The organism is Roseibium sp. (assembly GCF_050301095.1).
In the GTDB taxonomy this organism is placed as follows: domain Bacteria; phylum Pseudomonadota; class Alphaproteobacteria; order Rhizobiales; family Stappiaceae; genus Roseibium.
In genome coordinates, this window is sequence record NZ_JBNKYW010000231.1 from 38,470 (window position 1) to 59,413 (window position 20,944).

Here is a 20,944-nt window from a genome sequence, read left to right on the forward strand (position 1 = left end):
CGTGAAACGAAAACGGCGGTTCCCACCGCCGTTTTTTTCATGAATACCGATCCGCGTTGGCGGCCTTGAACATCTGGCGTACCAGCCGCTTGGCATTCTCCACGGCCTCGTCGCCAAGTTCCGCGTAACAGGCGGTAACGCCCTCATGCAGCAGATAAAGGGTGGACGCGAAAGCCGCCTGCCCGCTGAGCTCGCCGAAGAATTTCAGCATCTCTCCCTTGTGCCGTTTGACCGTCGCCTCGATCTCGCTGCTGTCAGGATTGGCGGCAAGCGCCTGACGGAAGAGGCACTCCTTGCCTGCCGTCATCTTCATCCAGCCGCCAAGCTTGTCGAACAGCTGTTCCGCGGCCGCCAGTCCGGGTTCGCTGACCCCTTCGCGGACATACTTGAGATACCGGCGATGGCGGTGTTCCAGCGCCCCAAGAACCATGGCTTCCCGAGAGGGAAAATGGCGGTAGAGGGTCCGCATGCTCACGCCGACGCCTGCCCGCAATTCCGGCACGCTCGGCTCTGCAAATCCCCGGCTCCAGAAGACCTGTTCAAGGCCGGCGGCAATCTGTTCCTGAGAATCGTTCATAGAACAAACTCCTGATGCATACGTCGACCCTGCTGGATAAAGCCCAACAAAGCAAGAAGTGTCGTATTAATACTTAGCGTTGAATAACCCGGGGTCAGGACCCGCGGCCGGCCTCTCCAGCCAGGATATTCCACCTGACGGAAAGCGGAACCATGTCAACAGGTCGGCCGGGCCGCAAACCATTCGACAAGGAAATCGACCAGAGCACGGACCTTTGCGCTCAAGTGTCGCCGGTGCGGGTAAACCGCATGAATTCCCAGCTGGGACTCCGAATAGGGTTCCAGCACCGCCTTCAGGTTGCCTTTCCTGATGTCATGATAGACGAAGAACAGCGGTGTTCTCACAAAACCCAGGCCGCGCAGGCCCGCTTCGCGGGCAGCCGCAGCGCTGTTGACCTCCAACGGCCCCTTCACCGCAACGGAGACCCGTTCACCGTCGACACTGAAAGCCCAGTTCTGCTTGAAACGGTAATTCGTGTCGATAACGCAGGGTCGGGACACGAGATCTGCCGGAACCTTCGGTTCCCCGTATTTCTCGATAACCTCGGGCGTTGCGCAAACGACCGTGCTGAAGGTCGCGATCTTGCGGGCAATCAGGCTCGAATCATCAAGCTGCGTCACCCGGACGGCAAGATCAAAGCCCTCTTCCACCAGGTCGACAAAGCGGTCTTCCAGACGAAGGTCCAGAACGATCTCGGGGTATTTGACGAGAAACTCCACCATCGCTTCGTTCAGCATGTCGTCCCCCATGGAGCGGGGCGCGGAGACGCGCAGCCTTCCGCGCACCTCCTTGTGCGAGGACTGGACGGAGGCCTGCAGGTCATCGATGCGCTGGAGAATCTCCACCGCTTCCTTGTAATAAACCTGCCCGACTTCTGTCAGGGAAACCTGCCGCGTCGTCCGGTTGAGCAGACGCACGCCCAACTCGTCCTCAAGCTCACCGACATATTTGGAGACAAGTGCCTTCGACCGGCCCATTTCCCGGGCAGCGGCGGAAAATCCTTTTGAATCGACAACCTGAATAAAGCAGCGCATCCGCGTGATTGCGTCCATCCGGATTCCTTTTAAATCTTCCCGTCCGGATGCCTGCTTAACGCATTTTGAAGGGAGGGCAAAGGCGGCAGCCGGTCTGGAAGCAGCCTTCCCCCGCCTCCAATGCGGCGTCAGCCTGCCGGAAAACGATTATGTGCGAGCTGGTCTGCGCCGGCCGAGCCGCGCCAGACCGGCCAGGAGACGCATGACGAGAAATCCTCCGAGCGCGCCTATCCCCGCCCCGGCAAGCCCCTCGGCTGTCACCGGAAGGGCCGGCTCATAGTCCCGCGCCGTGGACCGCGCCATTTGCGGATCAAAACCGCGGGCAAAGGCAACGAGCCTCAGGAACGGCCCGGCCGCCTGCATGTCCGCCGCCTGCCGTTTCAGCCGGTTGAGCCGCGTTTCCGCCACCGCCATGCTGTTGCCGCGCGCCTGGATGAACGGATCCTCCGAAGCCTGCTGACGGGCGATCGCTTCGGACACTGTCAGGCCAAACGCCTCGGCATCGCGTCGGAAGTCGGCCACGATCTCCTCAAGAGCGTCGATCGCACCGCCCAGGCGTTGACGATACTGCTGTGAGAACTCCGGCAACTGCGAGGCCGCGGTTCCACCAAGCAGCATCGCAATCAGCAACAGAACCCGTGCCATCGTTCCTCCCTGGCCCTCCCGGAAGCGCGAGAGCGAACTCCGTCAATCCTGCAGGCTGACAATTCCCGCTTCACCGCTTTCCGTTCCGAAGGCCAGACGCACCCCTTCGGCGTCCCAGCCCATGGCGGAAACCGGACCGGTGCCCGGACGCCGCAGCAGAACTTCCGCATTGTCCGCGAACCGGCACATCAGGATCATGCCGTCCTGGTATCCGACGGCGCAAACATCCTCCACCGGGTGGCACGCGACCGCGCTGACCAGATTGTCGCCGCGCGTTCCGAGCTGCAGGGGTGTCTGGCCCATCGGGCCGGTCTTGCCGGAGAACGGCCAAAGGATCGCGGCATTCGCTCCGGAGGTCGCCAGGTATTTGCCCTTGACCGACCAGCTCATGGATTTCACCTTGGCCGGATATCCGGTCATGCGCATGTCCTGCGTGTCCGCGAGCCGCCAGCCGTGCAGGGCATTTTCCTGCATCGCCGTGACCAGATACTTGCCATCCGGCGAAAAGCAGACGCCGAGGTGGGCGCCTTTCCAGGTCAGCTCCACGGGAGCGCCTTCCGTTCCCGCCCACCAGAGCGTTGCCCCGTCGTAGCGCGAAACGGCAAGGCGCATGCCCTTCGGCGCGAAGGCCAGGCCACCGACAGCGCGGTCATGGGAGAACTCCTTCTCCCGCCCGTCGGCGAATCGCACCCAGGCTGTCCGGCCGCTGGCAAAGGCAATGGCGCCCGATGGCCCCGCGGCGATCAGGTCGATCCACTTGCGCGGCCGTTCCGCCACCAGTTCAGAAGAACCGTCCATGCCGGTCAGATAGATGCAACCGTCGTCGCCGGAGGTGATCAGCCCCTTGCCGTCAAGGGCGGGCTCGGCGGCCAGCAGGCCGGTCTTGTGCGGCCTCAGCCGGGTTTCCCCGTTGGCCGAAAAGACAACCTCGCCTTCACCGGTCGCGAAATAGGCCCCGTCCTTCAGGAACCCGGCGCGGACGACGAAACCGTCGACTTCCACTGGTGCTACAGTCGGCAACTCTCAAATCCTCACGTAGCGGCACACGCCTGAAAACTGTCCCGGAGCACATCCCAGTTGAGATCGCGGCCAATGAAGACGAGCCGGCTTTCCCGCGGTTCGTCCGCCTTCCAGTCACGCTGATGGTCGCCCTCGACGATCATGTGAACACCCTGGATCACGTAACGCTGCGGATCGTCCTTGAAGGCAAGGATACCTTTCATGCGCAGGATATTCGGTCCCTGCACCTGGGTGACCTGATTGATCCAGGGAAAGAACATGTCCGGATTGAGATCGCCGGCTTTGAGCGAAATGCTTTTCACCGCGTGAGGATCTTCGTCGTGATGGTGATGATGATGGCCGTGATCATGGTCATGATTGTGGTCGTGATCATGATGGTGATGATCGTGATCGCAGTCCGGGCCGCATTCATCGGCGTGGTGGCCGTGTTCCAGGAAATGCGGGTCGAGCGACAGGATCCTGTCGAGGTCGAAGGCGCCCCGGTCCAGAACCTTGGCGATCTCGATGCCGCAGCGCTCGCTGCGGTGAAGTACGGCGTATGGATTGATCGCCCGGATCCGCTCCTCGACAGTGGCCAGTTCCTCGGCGGAGACAAGGTCCGTCTTGTTGATCAGGATCACGTCGGCGAAGGCCACCTGATCCTCAGCTTCCTCGGTATCCTCCAGGCGCTGGAGCACGTGACGGGCATCGACCACCGCCACCACCGCATCGAGCTTGGCGGAGGCGCGCACATCGTCGTCCATGAAGAAGGTCTGGGCGACAGGAGCCGGATCGGCCACGCCCGTGGTTTCGACGATGATGGCGTCAAAGGCGCCCTTGCGCTTCATCAGGTTCTGCACGGTGCGGATCAGGTCGCCGCGCACTGTGCAGCAGATGCAGCCATTGTTCATTTCGAAGATTTCTTCGTCGGATTCGACGAGAAGATCGTTGTCGATGCCGACTTCGCCGAATTCATTCACGATGACCGCATAGCGCTGACCGTGGTTTTCGGTCAGGATCCGGTTGAGAAGCGTTGTTTTTCCGGCTCCCAGATACCCGGTCAATACCGTGACGGGGATCTGTGCCTGAGCGTCCTGGGTCGCAGACATGCGCAACTTCCTGGCAAGAGAAAATCTGAGATGCCCGCGTCAAGCAGGCCGTTTGGCCGGGAATATAAGCACAACGAATGCACATTGGGAGGGCGGGCCGGAATTTTCCTGTGGCAGCCCGAACCGTTTCTCTCCAATCCCGCCTTTTCCTTCACCGCCCGGCACCCATAACATACGGAAAGCTGACTAGGGAGCGGAGGCACAGATGCTCAGGACAATTGCGGGTTTCGATCGGATCGGAGAAGAAAATGCCTTTGCCGTCCTGGCACGGGCAACCGAGTTGGCAGGGCAAGGCCGCGACATCATCAACCTCGGTATCGGTCAACCGGATTTCAGAACGCCGGACCACATCGTGGAAGCCGCGGTCAAGGCGCTCCGGGACGGGCATCATGGCTACACGCCGGCTACCGGCATCGCGCCCTTGCGTGAAGCGGTGTCGGCGGACCTCTTCAAACGCCATGGGGTGGAGACCGATCCGGACAATGTCGTGATCGTGCCGGGTGGCAAGGTCACCATGTTCATGGCCATCCTGATGTTCGGCCAACCGGGTACCGAAATCCTCTATCCGGACCCCGGTTTTCCGATCTACCGGTCGATGATCGAATTCACCGGAGCCCTCCCCGTTCCCGTGCCGATCCGGGAAGAGAACGACTTTGCCTTCTCGGCGGAAGAAACGCTGTCGCTGATCACCGACAAGACCCGCCTGCTGATTCTGAATTCCCCGGCAAACCCGACCGGCGGCGTCACCCCGCGCAGCGAAATCGAGAAACTGGCGGCAGGGCTGGAGCGGTTTCCGGATGTCGCCGTTTTGTCTGACGAGATCTACTCCCAGATGACCTATGACGGCATGGAGCACGTGTCGCTGATCGGTTTTGAAAACCTGCGCGACCGGCTGATCCTGCTCGACGGCTGGTCGAAGACCTATGCCATGACCGGTTGGCGGATGGGGTTCTCGCTCTGGCCCGACGGGCTGATCGACAAGGCACGCAAGCTCGCGGTCAACGCATGGTCCTGCGTCAACGCACCGGCCCAGTACGGCGGATTGGCTGCGCTCACCGGACCGCAGGACGAGGTGGCAAGCATGGTCGCTGAATTCGACGCCCGCCGGCGCGTCATCGTCGATGGCCTGAATGCCATCGACGGCATTTCCTGCCGAACGCCGCTTGGTGCCTTCTATGCCTACCCCAACATCGGCAAGACAGGCTGGAAGGCAAAGGCCCTGGCCTCGGCCCTTCTGGAAGAAGCGGGTGTCGCGGTCATTGGCGGTCCGGATTTCGGCGTTCTCGGGGAAGGATACATTAGGCTGTCCTACGCAAACTCCACCGCCAACATCAAGGCGGCACTGGAACGGATAGAGCGTTTTCTAAAGACTTCGAAATAGCCCGAAGGCCATCCCGGGTCAGGGCAGCGCATGGGAGAAATTTGCCAAAACGCCCTGAAACTAAATTATGCTATTTGTTATAGCTCCCTGATTTCAAAGCCTCTCCCGTGACCGGGCAAGGCGGACCCTGACTGAAAGGGAGACACGGGAAGGGACATGGCAGAAAGCATAACGCTGGATCTTGAGCAGTCGTTCGCGGACCTGTCCGAATGCGTCCTAGTGACAGATTCGGAGCGAACCATCGTTTATGCCAACAAGGCGATGGAAGAGCTTGTACAGGTCAAGCGCGAGGACCTCGTCGGATCGACGATGAAGCGTTTTTTCGCCGATCCGTCGCAATATGAGCGGATGGCCGCGCTTTACAGCCTGTCGCCGAAAAACCAGCGCAACAAGGCGTATGGTGTCGAAATCATTCGCAGCGACGGTACTTTCACCTCCGTGGAAGTGGTCAGCGCGCCGCTGTGCAAGTCCCCTGATGAACTTTCCGGGCTGCTGTTCATTGCTCACGACATCAGCGAACGCAAGGCTCTGGAGAACAAGCTCAGCGATATTGCCCTGACGCTTGAAGATGCCCTCGATTCAATCTCGGAAGGCTTTGCGATCTTCGACAAGGACGATCGTCTGGTCATCTGCAACGACAATTACCGCGAAATCTATGCTCATTCCGCCCCGGCGATTTTCCCGGGCAGCCGGTTTGAAGACATGCTTCGGTACGGCCTGCGGCAGAACCAGTACGACACCGGCGGCCTGAGCGACGAAGAATGGCTGGCCGAACGCCTGGCGGTTCACGTCGCCGCGGACGGATCCGTGATCGAACAGAATCTTGATGACGGACGCTGGCTGCGCATCTCCGAAACCCGCACGCGCAGCGGCGGCATTGCCGGCATCCGCGCCGACATCACCGAGTTGAAGGTCGCCAGGGCTGAGGCGGAAAGCGCTTACAAGAACCTCGCCCTGATCGCCGACAACGTGTCCGCGAGCATTTCCGAAGTCACCCCTGACGGCATATGCCTGTTCATCAACAGGGCCGGTTGCGAGTGGTTCAACAGCACCGCGGACAAGCTTGTCGGCACACGGCTGCGGGAGCAGTTCCCCTGGAAGGAGCGCGAGTTCCTCAAGTCGACCCTGGAAGAAGCCAAGAAAGGAGACAAGGTCTCCGTTGAAACGAGCCTGCATTTTCCCGATGGAATTCGGCGCGAATGCCGGTTCGACTGCAATCCCCGCTTCAATGGGGATGGCGGTGTCGACGGTCTGGTGATCCTTGTTACCGACATTACCGACCGGAAGAGGTCAGAGCGCACCCTTGCCGAGCTCAATGCCCTCACGTCGACGAGAGAACTCAGCCACGAGGAAAAGATCTCGGAAATACTGCGTTTGGGCTGCGAGCATTTCGAACTGCCCTTCGGCATCATCAGCCATGTCCTGGACGACCAATACACGATCACGCATGCGCAGAGCCCTGATCATACGCTGGTTCCGGGCACCGTCTTTTCGCTCAAGGACACATATTGCATCCAGACACTGAAGGCGGAGGCGCCGCTCGCCACGGCGCATGCGAGCGAGTCCGATTTTTCACGCCACCCCTGCTACCAGATTTTCAAACTGGAGACCTATATCGGCGCGCCCCTGCTCGTGGACGGCGTTGTCCACGGGACTATCAACTTCTCCGCACCCGATATCCGCAAGCGGCCGTTTTCGGCTGCCGACATCCAGATCGTGCGCCAGTTTGCCGACTGGATCGGCTATGAAATCGCCCGCCAGCGCGACCACCAGGCCCTGATGGACGCCAAAACAAACCTTGAACGGGTCGCCAGCACCGATGACCTGACCGAGGTGCTCAATCGGCGTGCCCTGCTGGAACAGGCGGAAAGGGAGGTTCAGCGGTTCCGCAGGTCAAAGCAGCCGCTCACCGCGGTCATGCTCGATATCGACCACTTCAAGCAGATCAACGATCAGCATGGTCACGCGACCGGAGACGCCGTCCTGAAGAAATTCGCGCAGACGGTCACCTCGTCCTTGCGCGCCGTTGATATTTTCGGACGTGTCGGCGGAGAGGAGTTCTGCCTGATCCTGCACGAAACCGGCCTCGACAAGGCCCTGGTTGCCTGCGAGCGGCTACGGAAGAAAATCATAAAGGAATGCCAGTTCGAGGAGATCGGACAAACGATCACCTGCAGCATGGGCCTCGCGGCCGCCGAACGCGAGGATGTTGAGTTCTCGCCGATCATGCAGAAAGCCGACACGGCGCTTTACGCCGCCAAGGCAGCCGGCCGCAACCGGTGCGTTTGCTACGAAGGCGAATCCAACGAAAAATTCGAGAGATCGGTACTCTCCTGACCGGGGCGCCACACAGGGAAACGATGCGACAGAAGCGCTAATGCGCTCTTTTGTCGCTTGAAGGCACATTAATGACGCTCTTTTGACGCCTGTCAGATTTGATGAGACAATAATCTATTCGCCTGCGGAGAGTACCGGAACGAATAAACAACAAAATCACATATAATTTGCGGCCCTCCGCCAAATCAAACTTGAGAAATCTTCGCATATTTCCTTGCGAAGAAGGTCAGGGAGGGTTTTTTGTTCAATACAATACTCATACCAATCGATCTCGCTCATGCGGAAAAGATGGAAAAAGCTGTTTCCATTGGCTCTTACCTTGCGAAATCCGGCGGCATTCCAGTTGTTTTCGCGGCGGTGACTTCAGCATTGCCGGGTCCGCTCGCTCATACGCCCGATGAATTTCGTGAAAAGCTGGATGTCTTTGCCGCCGGGCAGGCGGACAAACACGGCATTTCCGCAACCGGCCACGCCGTCATCTCCCACGACCCCGCAACGGAACTGGAAGACGCACTCCTGCAAGCCATTCACGAAACCGGCGCAGACCTGGTTGTCATGGAAACACATGTTCCAAACCTCTCGGATCTCGTGTGGCCGTCGAATGGCGGACGCATTGCGTCCCATGCGGACGTTTCCGTCTTCCTCGTCAGATAACGCAATTTCTCAGCAACAAGGAACGCTCCCATGAGCGACAACACTGCCAATCAGGGCATTCCGGACCCGGAAGGGGCTGCCACGGTCATTCAGACCGACTACGAAATCGGCCAGGACAACATCGAAACAAACGTCGGGCCGTTCAATCTCGACATTCACAATCCCGTATTCCTGGTCTCCGGCCTGACAATCGTTGCCTTCGTCTTCCTGACCCTTGCCTTTCAGGCCGAGGTCGGACCGGTGTTCGACGCTCTGCGCAAGTGGCTGACGTCCAATCTGGACTGGTTCTTCATCATTTCCGGCAACATCTTCGTCCTGTTATGTCTCGCGCTGATCGTCACCCCGCTGGGCAGCGTGCGCATCGGCGGCAAGGAGGCCTCTCCCGACTACTCATACTTCGGCTGGTTCGCGATGCTCTTCGCCGCAGGCATGGGGATCGGACTGATGTTCTTCGGCGTCCTGGAACCGGTCTACCACATGGCCTTCTCCGCGCCGGTAGGCGTACCGTCTCCCTTTGATGCGGACGGCAATCTCATACCTGAAAACGTTGCAGCGGCGAAGGCCATGGGAATGGCGGCAACCATTTTCCATTGGGGTCTTCACCCCTGGGCCATCTATGCCGTCGTCGCTCTGGCATTGGCGTTGTTCTCCTACAACAAGGGACTGCCGCTGACCATGCGATCGATCTTCTACCCGATCTTCGGAGAGCGCACCTGGGGCTGGCCGGGACATGTCGTCGATATCCTGGCCGTGTTCGCGACGCTGTTCGGCCTCGCCACCTCTCTCGGGTTCGGGGCGCAGCAGGCAAATGCCGGCCTCAACTTCGTCTTCGGCGTCCCCGTCGGCAACACGGCGCAGATTGTCCTGATCATCGGCATCACGGCGGTTGCCCTGATATCGGTGCTCCGCGGGCTCGACGGCGGTGTGAAGGTCCTGTCGGAAATCAACATGCTGATCGCCGCGGTCCTGCTGCTGTTCGTGATTTTCGCCGGCCCTACCGGAACGCTCGTCTCCGGTTTCTTCTCCAACATCGGCGCCTACGCCAAGGAGATCATTCCCCTGTCCATGCCGTTCGGCCGCGAGGACGACGGTTTCCGGCAGGGCTGGACGTCCTTCTACTGGGCCTGGTGGATTTCCTGGTCGCCCTTTGTCGGCATGTTTATCGCGCGCGTCAGCCGCGGCCGCAGTGTGCGTGAGTTCATAATCTGCGTCCTGATCATCCCGACGCTCGTGTCGATCATCTGGATGACCGCCTTCGGTGGAACCGCGATCGAACAGGTTCTGACAGACGCTGGCAGTCAGGTGCATAAATATGTGATTGCCAGCTACAATCCTGAACTGTCGCTATTCGGCATGCTGGCGGATCTGCCCTTGTCCTCGATCACCTCCGTGATCGGTGTTGTCCTGGTGATCGTCTTCTTCGTCACCTCGTCCGACTCCGGCTCGCTGGTCATCGACACGATCACGGCCGGCGGCAAGGTGGACGCACCCGTTTCGCAGCGCGTGTTCTGGTGCACCTTCGAGGGACTGGTTGCCATCGCTCTCCTGGTAGGCGGCGGTCTCGGCGCCCTCCAGGCCATGGCGGTCTCGACCGGCTTCCCCTTCACGATCGTGCTTCTGCTGGCGTGCTACGCCATCGTGAAAGGTCTGTTGGACGAACCTCGCTAGAAGAGAGGCCTTCTGACCTCGCGCAAAGCAAATGGGCGGCCTTCAGGCCGCCCGTTTTTCTTTGACATCCTATTCCGCCAGCCGGGGCGCCAGACGCACGCCCGGTGGAGGCGAGCTCTCCCGCACCCGCATTTCCGGTTCGATGACGATCGGCTTGTTGGGCACACGGTCACCCGCCACCTGGCGCAGCAGCGTCAGGGCCGCAAGGCGGCCGATCTTGTCCGGCTGGTTGGAGACCGTCGTCAGCGCCGGCGTTCTGGCATCGGCGCCGTCGATATCGTCATAACCGGTGATCGCCATGTCGGGCCCCGGCTCGATACCGGCCCGGCGGAACGTCGTCATCATGCCGAGTGCCACGAGGTCGTTGAAACCGACAATGGCCGTCGGCCGTTCTTCGGCCTCCATGATTTTCGGCACCGCCGCGCGCCCGTCCGCCTGGGTCATCAGTTCGGGCAGATCAATCTGCTTGTCCGGGTCGATGCCGGCTTCCTGCAGGGCTTTCCGCCACCCTTCGTTCCTGAGGCGGCCGGTGGAACTTTCCCGCCGTCCGCCCACCATGGCAATGTTGCTGTGCCCCTGGGCGATCAGATGCTTGGTGATCTGGTAGGTGCCGGCCAGATCGTCGCCGCGCACGCAAGGTGCCCAGACGCCCGGCACTTCGCGCGCCACCAGTGTCACCGGAATGCCCTGCCCCACGAGGCGGTTGATCTCCTCCGCGGAGGTGCCGACGGATGGACACAGGATCAGGCCGTCCGCCCGATGTTGCAGCAGCGTGTTGACGAACGCCCGCTGGCGCTTGACGTCATCCCTATGGTTGCAGATGAAAATCATCTGCCCCTGCTCTTCAAGCACGTCTTCCAGCGCGGAGAACACCTCGGCAAAGAACGGGTTCAGGATGTCATGCACCGCCACGCCGACAATCTGGCTGCGGGACGTGCGCAGCGACGCTGCCGAGCGGTTGTAGATGTAGCCGATCTCTTCGGCGGTCTGTTTGACCTTCTCGCGCGTTTCCTCGGCAACCAGGGGGCTGTCCCTGAGCGCGAGGGAAACCGTTGCCGTCGAGATGCCGAGTTGATCGGCGATATGTCCAAGCGTCAGCCGCTTTCCGGGTTTCTGAGGAAGATCCGGGGGCGGAGACTTGGATCCGTTGTCTTCAGACATTCACTGTTCTCAATTACCGCGGCAGGGTAAAGAGGACCGTTACAGCCCTCTCCCGCCGGGGTAAACAGATAATTGCATCGATTTACCGATATTGAGGAGCGGAATCGTCGAATTCCTCTCTGAGGTTAACGACCACCCGCCGGTTCTGCACCTGGCAGGTGACCGCGTCGCAATCGGTGACCGGACGTTCGATGCCGTAACCCTTGACCCACATGCGCTTGGGATCAACACCCAGCTTGACAAGCTCGGCCATGACCGCGTCCGCCCGCTTGGTCGACAGGGTTTTCTGCGCGGCATCGCTGCCCGAGTCGTCTGCGTGCCCCTGGATTTTCACCAGCCATTTCTTGTTGCTCTTCAGCCATCGGGCCTGGCTTTCAATGGTCATTTCCGCTTCATCGGAGACGACTGCCGAGCCTTTTTCGAAATAGATGCGGCGGCCGACGTTCAGGATGAAGTCTTCTTCAGACCCGCTGCTGATGTTGCCGAAACCCGCGGCCGGTGCGTTGGTCACATCCGGTGAGGACAAACCACCCGCGCTGTTGCAGGCAGCCAGCACAAACCCGCACAGAAGGACGACTGCTGCGCCCTGGCCGAAACGGCCGATCCAATTACCCAAGGAATTCCCCCAACCTCAAGTGTCAAACTTGACTGCCTCATTCCGTCAGCCAGCATTGGCTCCCAGATGCTCCAGCACCAGAACGCCCGTGCCCTTCGGACAGCGTTGATACAAATCGATGATGTCTTCCGGGAACATGCGGATACAGCCGCTGGAGACGTCCCGCCCGATACTCCAGGGTTCCAGAGTACCATGCAGGCGGTACCCAAGGTCCGCACCGTCCCGGTAGAGATACAGGGCGCGCGGCCCCAGCGGGTTGTCGGCAGCCCCGCCATCGACCAGACGCGGCAGGTCCGGCTGACGCTTCAGCATTTCCGGCGGTGGCACCCAGCGGGGCCACAACGCTTTCCGGTCGATGCGCGCGCGTCCGAACCACTGGAAGCCCTCGCGGCCGACGCCGACACCGTACCTGAGAGCGGTGTTGTTTTCCCAGATCCAGTAAAGAAAGTGATTCCTGGTGTCGACGACCACGGTGCCCGGCGGTTCGGGACTGAAATATTTCACCATCTGACGGCGCCAGACCGGCTCAATGCGATTGAAGTTGGTTCTCCGGTACCGGAAACCGTTGTCATCCTGGTAGCCGTTGAAATAGGCGTTTGCCGCGGTATTTGCCGATGCGGCCTGCGGCATCAGCAAGGTACCGGCAACAGCGGCAGCGCCACCCAGAAACTTGCGGCGGTCGAGTTCCATCCCAATCCTCCCAAGCGGGTCAGCAAGCCTCCTTGTCGCTGCCCGTCGTGAAGCGGTATTAAGACTTGAAGACACCAAGCCAGTCAACCGCCTGCCCCGGTCGCAATTGACCTGCCCCGTCTCCGCCAACCGGAAACTCAGATCCCCTTCACCCGCTCACGGTAGAGAATATAGAGGCCGGAGGCGACCACGATCGACGCACCGACAAGCGTCGAGATTGTGGGAACATCGGCAAAAATCAGATACCCGAGGGCAATCATCCAGACGATCTGTATGTAGATGAAAGGGGCCAGGACCGGCGCGGGCGCGATCCGGTGCGCCATGATGAACAGGAAGTGCCCGCCGCCGCCCAGCGCACCGGTGGCAAACAGCAGGACCCATGTCCAGGCATCCTTCGGCGTTTCCCAGACGGAGAGACCGGCCGGCGTCATGGCGACCGCGGCAATGAGACCCGACAGGATCAGCATTCCCGCTGAGCTGTCCGTTGCCGTCAACTGACGGGTCAGGAGCGCATAAAGGGCATAGAAGGTCATCGCGACGACCGAATAGATCGCCGCCCAATGCATGCCGCCCAGTCCCGGCTGCGTGACCACAAGTACACCCAGGAAACCGACAATGATGGCAGCCCAGCGCCGGATACCGGCCCACTCCCCCAGCATCGGCCCGGCAAGCGCGGTGATGACGAAAGGGCCGGCGAACATGATCGACATTGTCTCGGCCAGCTGCAGGTGGCGAACGGCCAGGAAATTGAAGATCGTCGTGCCGAGCAGGCAGCAGGCCCGCACAAGCTGCAGCACCGGGTGTCTGGTCGTGAGGAGCGACGGTTTCTTCCACACCTGGAACAGCACCAGAGACAGAATGACATGGCTCACGAACCGCAGCCATACGATCTGCAGGGTCGGCACACTGGCGGAAAGATACTTCGCTGTTGCGTCCAGAACGGCAAAACACAGACAGGCCAGAACGATCAGACCGATACCGGCAATCGGCGCCGAGGCTGCGGCACCGGAATTCGGACTTTCTTGCGCCATCGGCGGTCGAACCTTTTGACAATTCATCCGCGGATGAAGACTTGGGGGTGGCATTCCCTGCGGGAATACCCTGTTGAGATCGGATCGCCGGCCCACTACCTAAGGATCTGGTTAAGCGGGGACGATCATGCCTGTCGCAGAAATTGAAACATGGCTGGGGCGCCTTTCCATTGAGGAAAGCGGCGGCGCAATCATCCGATTACAATGGAACGGACCCGCAAGCCAAGACAAAACACCTTTGCTGCAAGAAGCAGCGTCCCAGGTGAGAGCCTTTCTTGACGGGCGCCTGAAAAATTTCGACCTGCCGCTCGCTCCCAAGGGCGGAGAACTGCATCAGGCGGTTTTCAAGGCCATGCAGGCCATCCCCTATGGACAGACCCGAACCTACGGCGATCTGGCAAAGGAACTGGGCACTTATGGCCAGCCGATCGGCCAGGCCTGCGGCGCCAACCCGATCCCCATCATCATTCCCTGTCACCGCATTCTGTCGGCGACCGGCCTCGGCGGTTATTCCGGCCAGGGAGGCACGGAAACGAAAATCGCCCTCCTGAAACTGGAGGGCGGCTTTCCGTTTCTGTTGTAGCGTGGAGGACGATCTCAATACCGCTGTGAACGCCGCGGCCTGCGGGATCGCGTTACAAGACGATGGAGCCGACGAACACCATTGCAACGGCCAGCAGGCTCCAGAACAGCACATTGCGGATCTGCGCATACCGGATCGCGGCTTCGGACCGGCTGCGTGAATGAGTGGAAGGGCCGAACCCGTAGCGGGACCGTCCGAAAGACGCATCCGACACATGCCGGAACCGGCGGCGCAGCTCTTCTGCCCGCCGGGCCCCGCGCTCCTCGTCGATCGTATGATAGCTCATGGCCTCGCTCCACCCCGATTGGACAAGCTGTAGAAAGCTCACCTTCCGCAGGTGGTCATCCGGCAGGAAAATTTCAAATGACGGATTGTTAATGTCCCCTCGGCCCTTGCGCGCTGGAGCAGGTCAGGCGGCGGAACGTTCCTTGTCCTTGCCGCCCTGTTTGCCGCCATCCTTATCCGCGTCGGCCCCAGCGGCTTCCTCGGCATCCGGTTCGAGATCGGCTTCATGCTCCGGATCGTCGTCGACGGAAATCGACAGGTTCTTTTCCACCTGGCGCAAGAGCTTGCGCAGTTTCTTGCGGTCCTTTTCGTCGAGACCGGACATGGCCTCCCGTTCCAGCCGCTTCCATGCCTTGTCGACGGAGGCGACCAGTTCCTGACCCGCCTCGGTCAGGTAAACCCGCGCCAGGCGGCCATCCTTGTCGGAGACCTGCCGGCGGACATAGCCCTGCGCGGACAGGCGCGTAACCATTTTCGTGACGGTGGGAGGCTGGACACCCAGCGCAAGAGCAAGCTGGCTCATGGTACGCCCGTCCGTGTCCGCCAGAACCTTCAGCACCAGCTCCTGCCCAGGATGCAGGCCGATCCGCATCAGGTGCGCACCTGATCGGGCCCGCTGTGCCTTTGCTGCCTGAACCAGACGAAACGTTATGCTTTTCTTGTAGTTGAAAGCCATTGCACCATACCCGCTGCCGATTAGCCCGAATCGCGTTTTCTTCCGACGCGGCGGCACACTAGCGTCAGTATTTAACCGTCAAATGACACCTTGCCATCTGGCGGCGTTTTTTGAAACCGTGTACGGGCCATGATTACGTTACCCGGCTAACAATTCAGTCCCGAACCTTCAGCGAACCGGCGAGGAAAGGCAGCGCCAGCGACAGAACCGCGAGCGTGACAAAGGACGTTCTGAGCGAAAAGGCGCTGCCGACGAAACCGAGCAGAGGCGGCCCGAACAGGAAAGCGCCGTAACCGAGCGTCGCAACCGCAGCCAGGGCCGCGCCCTTGGACATATGCGGATCGCTTGCAGCGCGGGACATTGCCAGCGGGAACTGCACGGCATAACCGATCCCCATGATGAAACAGCCTGCCCAGACCGCCCAGATATTGAGACCCGAGATCAGCAGCAGGCAACCGACCACCGCGACCACGCCGCTCCACCGCGCCACCGCCACGGGACCGAAACGGGCAATGACCCTGTCTCCGGCGAGCCGCATGACGACCATCGCAAACGAAAACACCGTGAAGGCGGTCGGCGCAACCGATTCCGCATACCCCAGATCCTGGATCTGGTAGAGCGCCGCCCAGTCGGTGACCGCCCCTTCACCTAGTGCCGAGACGAGCGCCATCAGGCCAACGAACACAAGGGCACCTTTTGGAATGGCAAAGAGAGGAGCCTTGGCTCCCCGCCCACCCAGACTGACCGACTGCGGCCAGGGCTGGCGCCAGAACCAGATGAGCAAGGGCGCGGTCGCGACACACCAGATCAGGAAATGCACCTTGACGGACAGGCCTGCCTCGATAGCCACACCTCCGGCCGCGGCCGCAATGCCCGCGCCCAGGCTATAGAGTCCGTGAAACGAGGACATGATGGGCCTGCCGAGAACCGTCTCCACCTCCGCGCCCCAACCGTTCATGGAGACATCCATGGCACCGAAACAGAGCCCGGACAGGAACATGGCAACAGCCAGGACCGGCGTTGTCGGTGCCACCCCGATCATTGCAAAGCTGACGAGGGTTGCAGCCGCAAGCACCTTGGTGACGGGGGCCGCCCCGAGCCGGTCGACAAACAGGCCGGTAAACGGAAAGGCGACGAAGGCCCCGCAGGCCATCAGCAACAGCAGCAAGCCAAAGCCGCTTTCGTCCAGGCCGGTGGACAACTTGATGTCCGGAATTCTGGAAGCCCAGAGACCGATAAGGGCTCCGCCCATGAAAAAGATCGCCGAGACGACCCGGCGTGCGGCAATGGCTGGCATGTTCTGACCTGAATAAGGGGCGAAATCGGCCCGGATGGATCGCCCCTTGTGTCACGGCTCCGTCCGTTTCACAAGCGCCACACCATGTATCTGCGGCATGCAACCATACCCGGAAAGACTGGCGGGTTCGCGATAATCGGATCTTCTGTCTTTTCGGCTTCGTCCGGACGGTCAGGCAATCAGGCCGAACAGGCGCGATGACGCCTCACCTGCCAGATCCACAGCCGCCTGATAGGCGGCAACGGCCTGCCCGTACCGGGAACTGGATGAAGCTGAACCGCTCTCCCCGTCCTCCGGCCGCGCGTCCGATGCCGGGCTTCCGGCATCCTGAGCAGCGTCCTTGCCGGATTCCGTGGCTGTTACGGTTTGCGGACCGTCACCACCGGTACCGGTATTTTCTGATTTCTGTTGCCGCAGTTCGGCTTGCGCCTCGGCGAGCTGCGCCCGTGCCTGCTGGGCGACCTTCAGGTCCTGTGATGACGGTTCCGCAGGTGCGGTTGCCGCGCGAATAACGACCTGCATCTTGCGGACGGTTGCCTCGGGCGTGCGCTCCTTGGCCGTGTCGATCTGCACCTCTCCACCAACGGCATAACTCTTGCCGTCGGGCCCTTGCTGGAAAGTATAGCTGGGGGCACCCGCATAGGCTCCCCCGGCGCGTGCGTGGGCATGCTCATGCGCCTTGACCTCGCGGTCACGCTGCTCAAGCTTGTCGACCTGTTTTTCCTCAGCCTCGCTCAAGCCCTCGCTGCCGGCCTTGCCGCCGTCAGCCTCCTGTGCCGGTTGCGAAGTCCCGGCCTCGTCTTCGACTGCGGAAACGGATTGCCCTTGCGATGCGGAAGAAGATGTTTCTTCCACACCGGCCGTCTCCCGGGCGCTAGAGGCGTCCTGCCGGAACCGCCTTGTGCTTGCCTCTGCCCCGCTGTCCTCCTGAAGCACAAGAACGGCTTCGGCGGTCAGCGGCGGGCTGACGGAAATGCGGCTGGCGGCAGCCCTGCTCCCGGCCTGGCTTTCACGCGCAAGATCCTGATCCCGGCTTTGGGGGTTTTCCCCACCGTCGGGTTCTGGCGCGGCCGCGCCGCTGCTTCGCAGCAGGTTTGCCGGTGTATTGGTCAGTAGCGCACCGATCATGCCGCTGATTGTCCGGCAAAGGCGTCAGCAAACTCTAAACGCCGGCTGGAGGTGCCTCATCATATGATCGTGAGCAAGTCCGCCGGTGCCCTGAGCCGGTCTGGTCCGGCCGGGCCACCGCCTCCCGCCCTTGCCTCACCGTCCGGTCTATGCCAAGCAGATCGCATCGCCACCGGGAACAGGACAAAGAGGATGCTGCCAAGGCGTTTCTGGCACGAGATGACAACCGTCGACTTTCAGGACCCGGAAAGGGAAAACTGGATCGCGGTCCTGCCCGTTGCCGCCATAGAGCAGCACGGCCCTCATCTGCCGCTGGTCACGGACACGGCCATCGCGGAAGGACAGATCCGGCGCGTCGTAGAGCTTTTGCCCGAAGATCTGCCGGCAACCTTCCTGCCCGTGCAGGCGGTCGGTAAATCGGACGAACATATCTCCTCGCCGGGCACACTGACCCTTGCCTGGGACACCGTCACGCGCTGTTGGCTGGAGATCGGCGAAAGTGTCGCACGTGCCGGCATCCGCAAGATGGTGCTGATCAACTCCCACGGCGGCAATGTTCCTGTCCTCGACATCGTCGCCCGGGAACTTCGGGTCAAGCACAACATGTTCGTGACGGCGACGAACTGGCTGCGGTTCGGACAGCCGGACGATCTATTCCCGGAAGAGGAATTCACCTACGGCATTCATGGCGGAGATATCGAAACGTCCTTGATGTTGCACCTGCGGCCTGACCTGGTGCGCATGGAACTGGCTACGGACTTCACGTCCGAACAGCAGGCATATCTCAAGGAATTCAAGCACCTGCGCGGCCACGGCAAGGCGCAATACGGTTGGAAGGCCCAGGACCTCAACCCCACAGGCGCCTTGGGCAACGCGGCACGGGCAAGCGCGGAAAAGGGCCGGCGCTCACTCGACCACGCCGCACACGGATTTATCGAACTGCTTCAGGACATAAATGCCTTTGATCTCCACCGGCTGTGGAAATCGGAAGACTGATACCAGAGAGCGCAAAACAAAAAAACACAACCGTCTACAAGCCTGCAAAACGTAACGGCAACAGGCAGGAACTGTATCGGACCCCGGATGCAGATAAAGTGTCAGTATCCACGCCTTTCGGGACAGTTGAATACCTGCAACTGCGGCAGTGTCTTCGCCTCGTAGTTGACCTCCCCCTGATAAAGAGACACATTGTTTGCAATAAGTCTGGGGGGGCTTTTCTCGGGAACCATGAATCTTTCAATCCGGCAACTGGCGACTTTTCGCGAGGTGATGCGCAGTGGTTCGATTTCCGAAGCCGCACGCACACTCGGCCGGACACAGCCGGCTGTCAGCTCCACCATCGCGGGCCTGGAAGCCGAGCTGGAACTGAAGCTTTTCGTGCGCGAACAGGGCCGGCTGGTCCCGACCCCGGAAGCCGAGTTTTTCCTGGAAGAAGCCGAAGCAATCCTGAAGCGGCTGGAGATTTCCAAACGCACCCTCAGAGGCCTGGCCAACCGCGAACACGGCCAGCTGCGCATCGCCGGTATTCCGGAAGCCGTGGCAGATTTCCTGCCGAACAGCCTTGCCAAGTTCATCGCCGACAAACCGAGTGTGAAAGTTGCGCTGGCAAGCCGGACGTCGGCGGAAATCGAAGAGCTGATCGCCGCCCAGCAGTTCGACGTTGGCTTTGCCGAAACCCCGCCGGCTCGCAATTCCTTCGACCAGATAGATTTCGATCTGGAATGCATGTGCGCCCTTCCGGCAACCGACCCGCTGGCCGCCAGGGAAGTCATCACACCGGTTGAGCTGGACGGCTATCCGCTGGCCCTGCTTCACTCCGAGCACCGCAGCCACAAACAGACGCTGGCGAGGTTTCGCGATGCCGGCGTGCGTTTCAATCAGCGCTTCGAACTTCAGACCGCGCATGCGGGACTGAAGTTCGTGGAAGCCGGTCAATGCGCGTTGGTCTGCGACATGATCACGGCCTACAAGGCTCAGGAAAACGGGCGCCTCGGCATGGGCCCGCCCATGATCGTTTTCCGGCCGTTCCGCCCGAGGATCCAGAACAGCCTTTCGATTCTGACGCCGACGCACCGTCCGATTTCCATCGTCGCCAAGGATTTCTGCGACTTTCTGTCGGCGGAAGTGGACGGCATGCGATCTGCAATGATCAAGAAGGTCGCCTGATCCGGGCGGACTTTTTCTGTTTTATTGTCCGCCGAAAAGAGGCCGATGGGGATGCACAGGTCATGAACTGGCTGGCTTGGCCTGTTCAGTGTGCTGCACTTCTGAAAATCGCACTGTTCGCCGCCACGATGGCAACCGCATTCGTCCGGTTCTTCGCGCCAAGCCGCGTGATCGCGTTGCGGATATGCACTTTCACGGTGGCGGTCGACACATTCAGATCATAAGCGATCTGCTTGTTCACCTTGCCCTCGCAGAGCTTCAGCATGATTTCCAGCTGGCGTGGCGTCATCGATTTTCTGAGATCGATCGGCCAGCGGACATTGCCGGCAAAGGCGTTGGCTTCGCCGTTCAGGGCAGTTTCGTTGTGAAGAGCAAAATGTGCCGTCATCGTTTCGTCCCAGGCTTGTCGTGAACCAAATTCGATGGCGGGACTGTTCACCAAAATGCTTATGTTGTAAAATGTTAAAAAGCTTACTGCATATTGCTAATGTTTTGCATTTTACGGAAGGAAGCGGTGCATTGGGCAAAAAACTCTATTCCGGACACACGCTGCGGCAAATCCGTTCCGACTTTGGCCTGTCCCAGAGCGAATTCGCCAAAAAAGTCGGCCTTTCAACCGCTTACGTCAATCAGATCGAGAACAACAACCGGCCTGTAACGGCCTCTGTTCTGCTGTCCATCAACCGCATCTTCGGCACCGACCTGGCCGCCTTCGAGAAGAACGATCTTGACCGGGTGATGCAGGATTTGCAGGAAATTTTTGCAGATACACAATTTCATTCCTCCACGATCGGACGTCAGGAACTGCACGAACTCGTCACCCGCGCCCCCGGCATCACCCAAGCCATCATGGATCTTTACGGCACCTTGCGCGGCTATCACGACCGCGAGGCGATCGAAGACGAGC

The 20,944-nt window shown here is 60.5% G+C and carries 22 protein-coding genes; 8 read left to right on the forward strand and 14 right to left on the reverse strand.

Annotation, left to right across the window (positions count from 1 at the left end):
- Window positions 1-37: 37 nt before the first annotated feature.
- The 5 genes from ACQY7U_RS20365 to ACQY7U_RS20385 all read right to left on the reverse strand — a co-directional run bounded on the left by ACQY7U_RS20365 (window position 38) and on the right by ACQY7U_RS20385 (window position 4,364).
- On the reverse strand, window positions 38-577 hold the full coding sequence (locus ACQY7U_RS20365; protein WP_428648544.1) for a TetR/AcrR family transcriptional regulator: 540 nt from the start codon (window positions 575-577) through the stop codon (window positions 38-40).
- A gap of 155 nt (window positions 578-732) precedes the next feature.
- On the reverse strand, window positions 733-1,629 hold the full coding sequence (locus tag ACQY7U_RS20370) for a LysR family transcriptional regulator (protein ID WP_428648547.1): 897 nt from the start codon (window positions 1,627-1,629) through the stop codon (window positions 733-735).
- A gap of 129 nt (window positions 1,630-1,758) precedes the next feature.
- Entirely contained in the window at window positions 1,759-2,256 is a 498-nt protein-coding gene (locus ACQY7U_RS20375; RefSeq protein WP_428648549.1) for a DUF2937 family protein, read from the reverse strand.
- Window positions 2,257-2,298: 42 nt separating this feature from the next.
- Window positions 2,299-3,276 (reverse strand): WD40 repeat domain-containing protein, encoded by a 978-nt coding sequence (locus ACQY7U_RS20380; RefSeq protein ID WP_428648552.1) that lies wholly within the window; start codon window positions 3,274-3,276, stop codon window positions 2,299-2,301.
- Between the two features lie 11 nt (window positions 3,277-3,287).
- Window positions 3,288-4,364: a CobW family GTP-binding protein gene (locus tag ACQY7U_RS20385; RefSeq protein WP_428648554.1), complete on the reverse strand. Its 1,077-nt coding sequence runs from the start codon at window positions 4,362-4,364 to the stop codon at window positions 3,288-3,290.
- Window positions 4,365-4,569: 205 nt separating this feature from the next.
- Here ACQY7U_RS20385 and ACQY7U_RS20390 point away from each other — a divergent pair, with 205 nt between their 5' ends.
- The 4 genes from ACQY7U_RS20390 (at window position 4,570) to ACQY7U_RS20405 (ending at window position 10,404) form a co-directional block, all read left to right on the forward strand.
- Window positions 4,570-5,745, forward strand: coding sequence for a pyridoxal phosphate-dependent aminotransferase (locus tag ACQY7U_RS20390; protein ID WP_428648557.1), 1,176 nt, complete (start codon window positions 4,570-4,572; stop codon window positions 5,743-5,745).
- 156 nt (window positions 5,746-5,901) lie between these two features.
- The gene (locus ACQY7U_RS20395) at window positions 5,902-8,082 is read left to right on the forward strand and encodes a diguanylate cyclase (RefSeq protein ID WP_428648560.1); all 2,181 of its coding nucleotides are present in this window, start codon (window positions 5,902-5,904) and stop codon (window positions 8,080-8,082) included.
- Window positions 8,083-8,322: 240 nt separating this feature from the next.
- Window positions 8,323-8,736, forward strand: a complete 414-nt coding sequence (locus tag ACQY7U_RS20400; protein WP_428648563.1) for a universal stress protein — start codon at window positions 8,323-8,325, stop codon at window positions 8,734-8,736.
- Between the two features lie 30 nt (window positions 8,737-8,766).
- Entirely contained in the window at window positions 8,767-10,404 is a 1,638-nt protein-coding gene (locus ACQY7U_RS20405; protein WP_428648566.1) for a BCCT family transporter, read from the forward strand.
- 69 nt (window positions 10,405-10,473) lie between these two features.
- Here ACQY7U_RS20405 and ACQY7U_RS20410 read toward each other — a convergent pair whose 3' ends face one another.
- The 4 genes from ACQY7U_RS20410 to ACQY7U_RS20425 all read right to left on the reverse strand — a co-directional run bounded on the left by ACQY7U_RS20410 (window position 10,474) and on the right by ACQY7U_RS20425 (window position 13,902).
- Complete coding sequence (locus ACQY7U_RS20410) at window positions 10,474-11,565, reverse strand: LacI family DNA-binding transcriptional regulator (RefSeq protein ID WP_428648569.1); 1,092 nt, start codon at window positions 11,563-11,565, stop codon at window positions 10,474-10,476.
- A gap of 82 nt (window positions 11,566-11,647) precedes the next feature.
- Window positions 11,648-12,181 (reverse strand): OmpA family protein, encoded by a 534-nt coding sequence (locus ACQY7U_RS20415; protein ID WP_428648572.1) that lies wholly within the window; start codon window positions 12,179-12,181, stop codon window positions 11,648-11,650.
- Window positions 12,182-12,226: 45 nt separating this feature from the next.
- Entirely contained in the window at window positions 12,227-12,811 is a 585-nt protein-coding gene (locus tag ACQY7U_RS20420) for a L,D-transpeptidase (RefSeq protein ID WP_428648602.1), read from the reverse strand.
- Between the two features lie 197 nt (window positions 12,812-13,008).
- Entirely contained in the window at window positions 13,009-13,902 is an 894-nt protein-coding gene (locus ACQY7U_RS20425; RefSeq protein WP_428648575.1) for a DMT family transporter, read from the reverse strand.
- Between the two features lie 262 nt (window positions 13,903-14,164).
- Between ACQY7U_RS20425 and ACQY7U_RS20430 the strand changes: the two genes are divergently transcribed.
- Entirely contained in the window at window positions 14,165-14,485 is a 321-nt protein-coding gene (locus ACQY7U_RS20430; protein WP_428648578.1) for a methylated-DNA--[protein]-cysteine S-methyltransferase, read from the forward strand.
- 52 nt (window positions 14,486-14,537) lie between these two features.
- Here the strand turns inward: ACQY7U_RS20430 and ACQY7U_RS20435 are convergent, their stop codons facing one another.
- From ACQY7U_RS20435 to ACQY7U_RS20450, 4 genes are all read right to left on the reverse strand, one after another.
- Window positions 14,538-14,771, reverse strand: coding sequence for a hypothetical protein (locus ACQY7U_RS20435; protein WP_428648581.1), 234 nt, complete (start codon window positions 14,769-14,771; stop codon window positions 14,538-14,540).
- A 123-nt stretch (window positions 14,772-14,894) separates the two neighbouring features.
- Complete coding sequence (locus ACQY7U_RS20440; protein ID WP_428648583.1) at window positions 14,895-15,446, reverse strand: MarR family winged helix-turn-helix transcriptional regulator; 552 nt, start codon at window positions 15,444-15,446, stop codon at window positions 14,895-14,897.
- A gap of 154 nt (window positions 15,447-15,600) precedes the next feature.
- Window positions 15,601-16,743, reverse strand: coding sequence for an MFS transporter (locus tag ACQY7U_RS20445; RefSeq protein ID WP_428648586.1), 1,143 nt, complete (start codon window positions 16,741-16,743; stop codon window positions 15,601-15,603).
- A 171-nt stretch (window positions 16,744-16,914) separates the two neighbouring features.
- Window positions 16,915-17,871 (reverse strand): putative metalloprotease CJM1_0395 family protein, encoded by a 957-nt coding sequence (locus tag ACQY7U_RS20450; protein WP_428648588.1) that lies wholly within the window; start codon window positions 17,869-17,871, stop codon window positions 16,915-16,917.
- Between the two features lie 192 nt (window positions 17,872-18,063).
- Between ACQY7U_RS20450 and ACQY7U_RS20455 the strand changes: the two genes are divergently transcribed.
- Entirely contained in the window at window positions 18,064-18,867 is an 804-nt protein-coding gene (locus tag ACQY7U_RS20455; protein WP_428648591.1) for a creatininase family protein, read from the forward strand.
- A gap of 231 nt (window positions 18,868-19,098) precedes the next feature.
- Window positions 19,099-20,037: a LysR substrate-binding domain-containing protein gene (locus tag ACQY7U_RS20460; protein WP_428648594.1), complete on the forward strand. Its 939-nt coding sequence runs from the start codon at window positions 19,099-19,101 to the stop codon at window positions 20,035-20,037.
- Window positions 20,038-20,122: 85 nt separating this feature from the next.
- On the opposite strand, the gene ACQY7U_RS20465 is transcribed toward ACQY7U_RS20460, so the two are convergent.
- Window positions 20,123-20,425 carry a helix-turn-helix domain-containing protein gene (locus tag ACQY7U_RS20465; protein ID WP_428648597.1) on the reverse strand — a complete coding sequence of 101 codons (303 nt, stop codon included), beginning with the start codon at window positions 20,423-20,425 and terminating at the stop codon, window positions 20,123-20,125.
- Window positions 20,426-20,556: 131 nt separating this feature from the next.
- Here ACQY7U_RS20465 and ACQY7U_RS20470 point away from each other — a divergent pair.
- Window positions 20,557-20,944 (forward strand): helix-turn-helix domain-containing protein (locus tag ACQY7U_RS20470; RefSeq protein ID WP_428648600.1); only part of this gene is annotated, 388 nt, incomplete at its 3' end.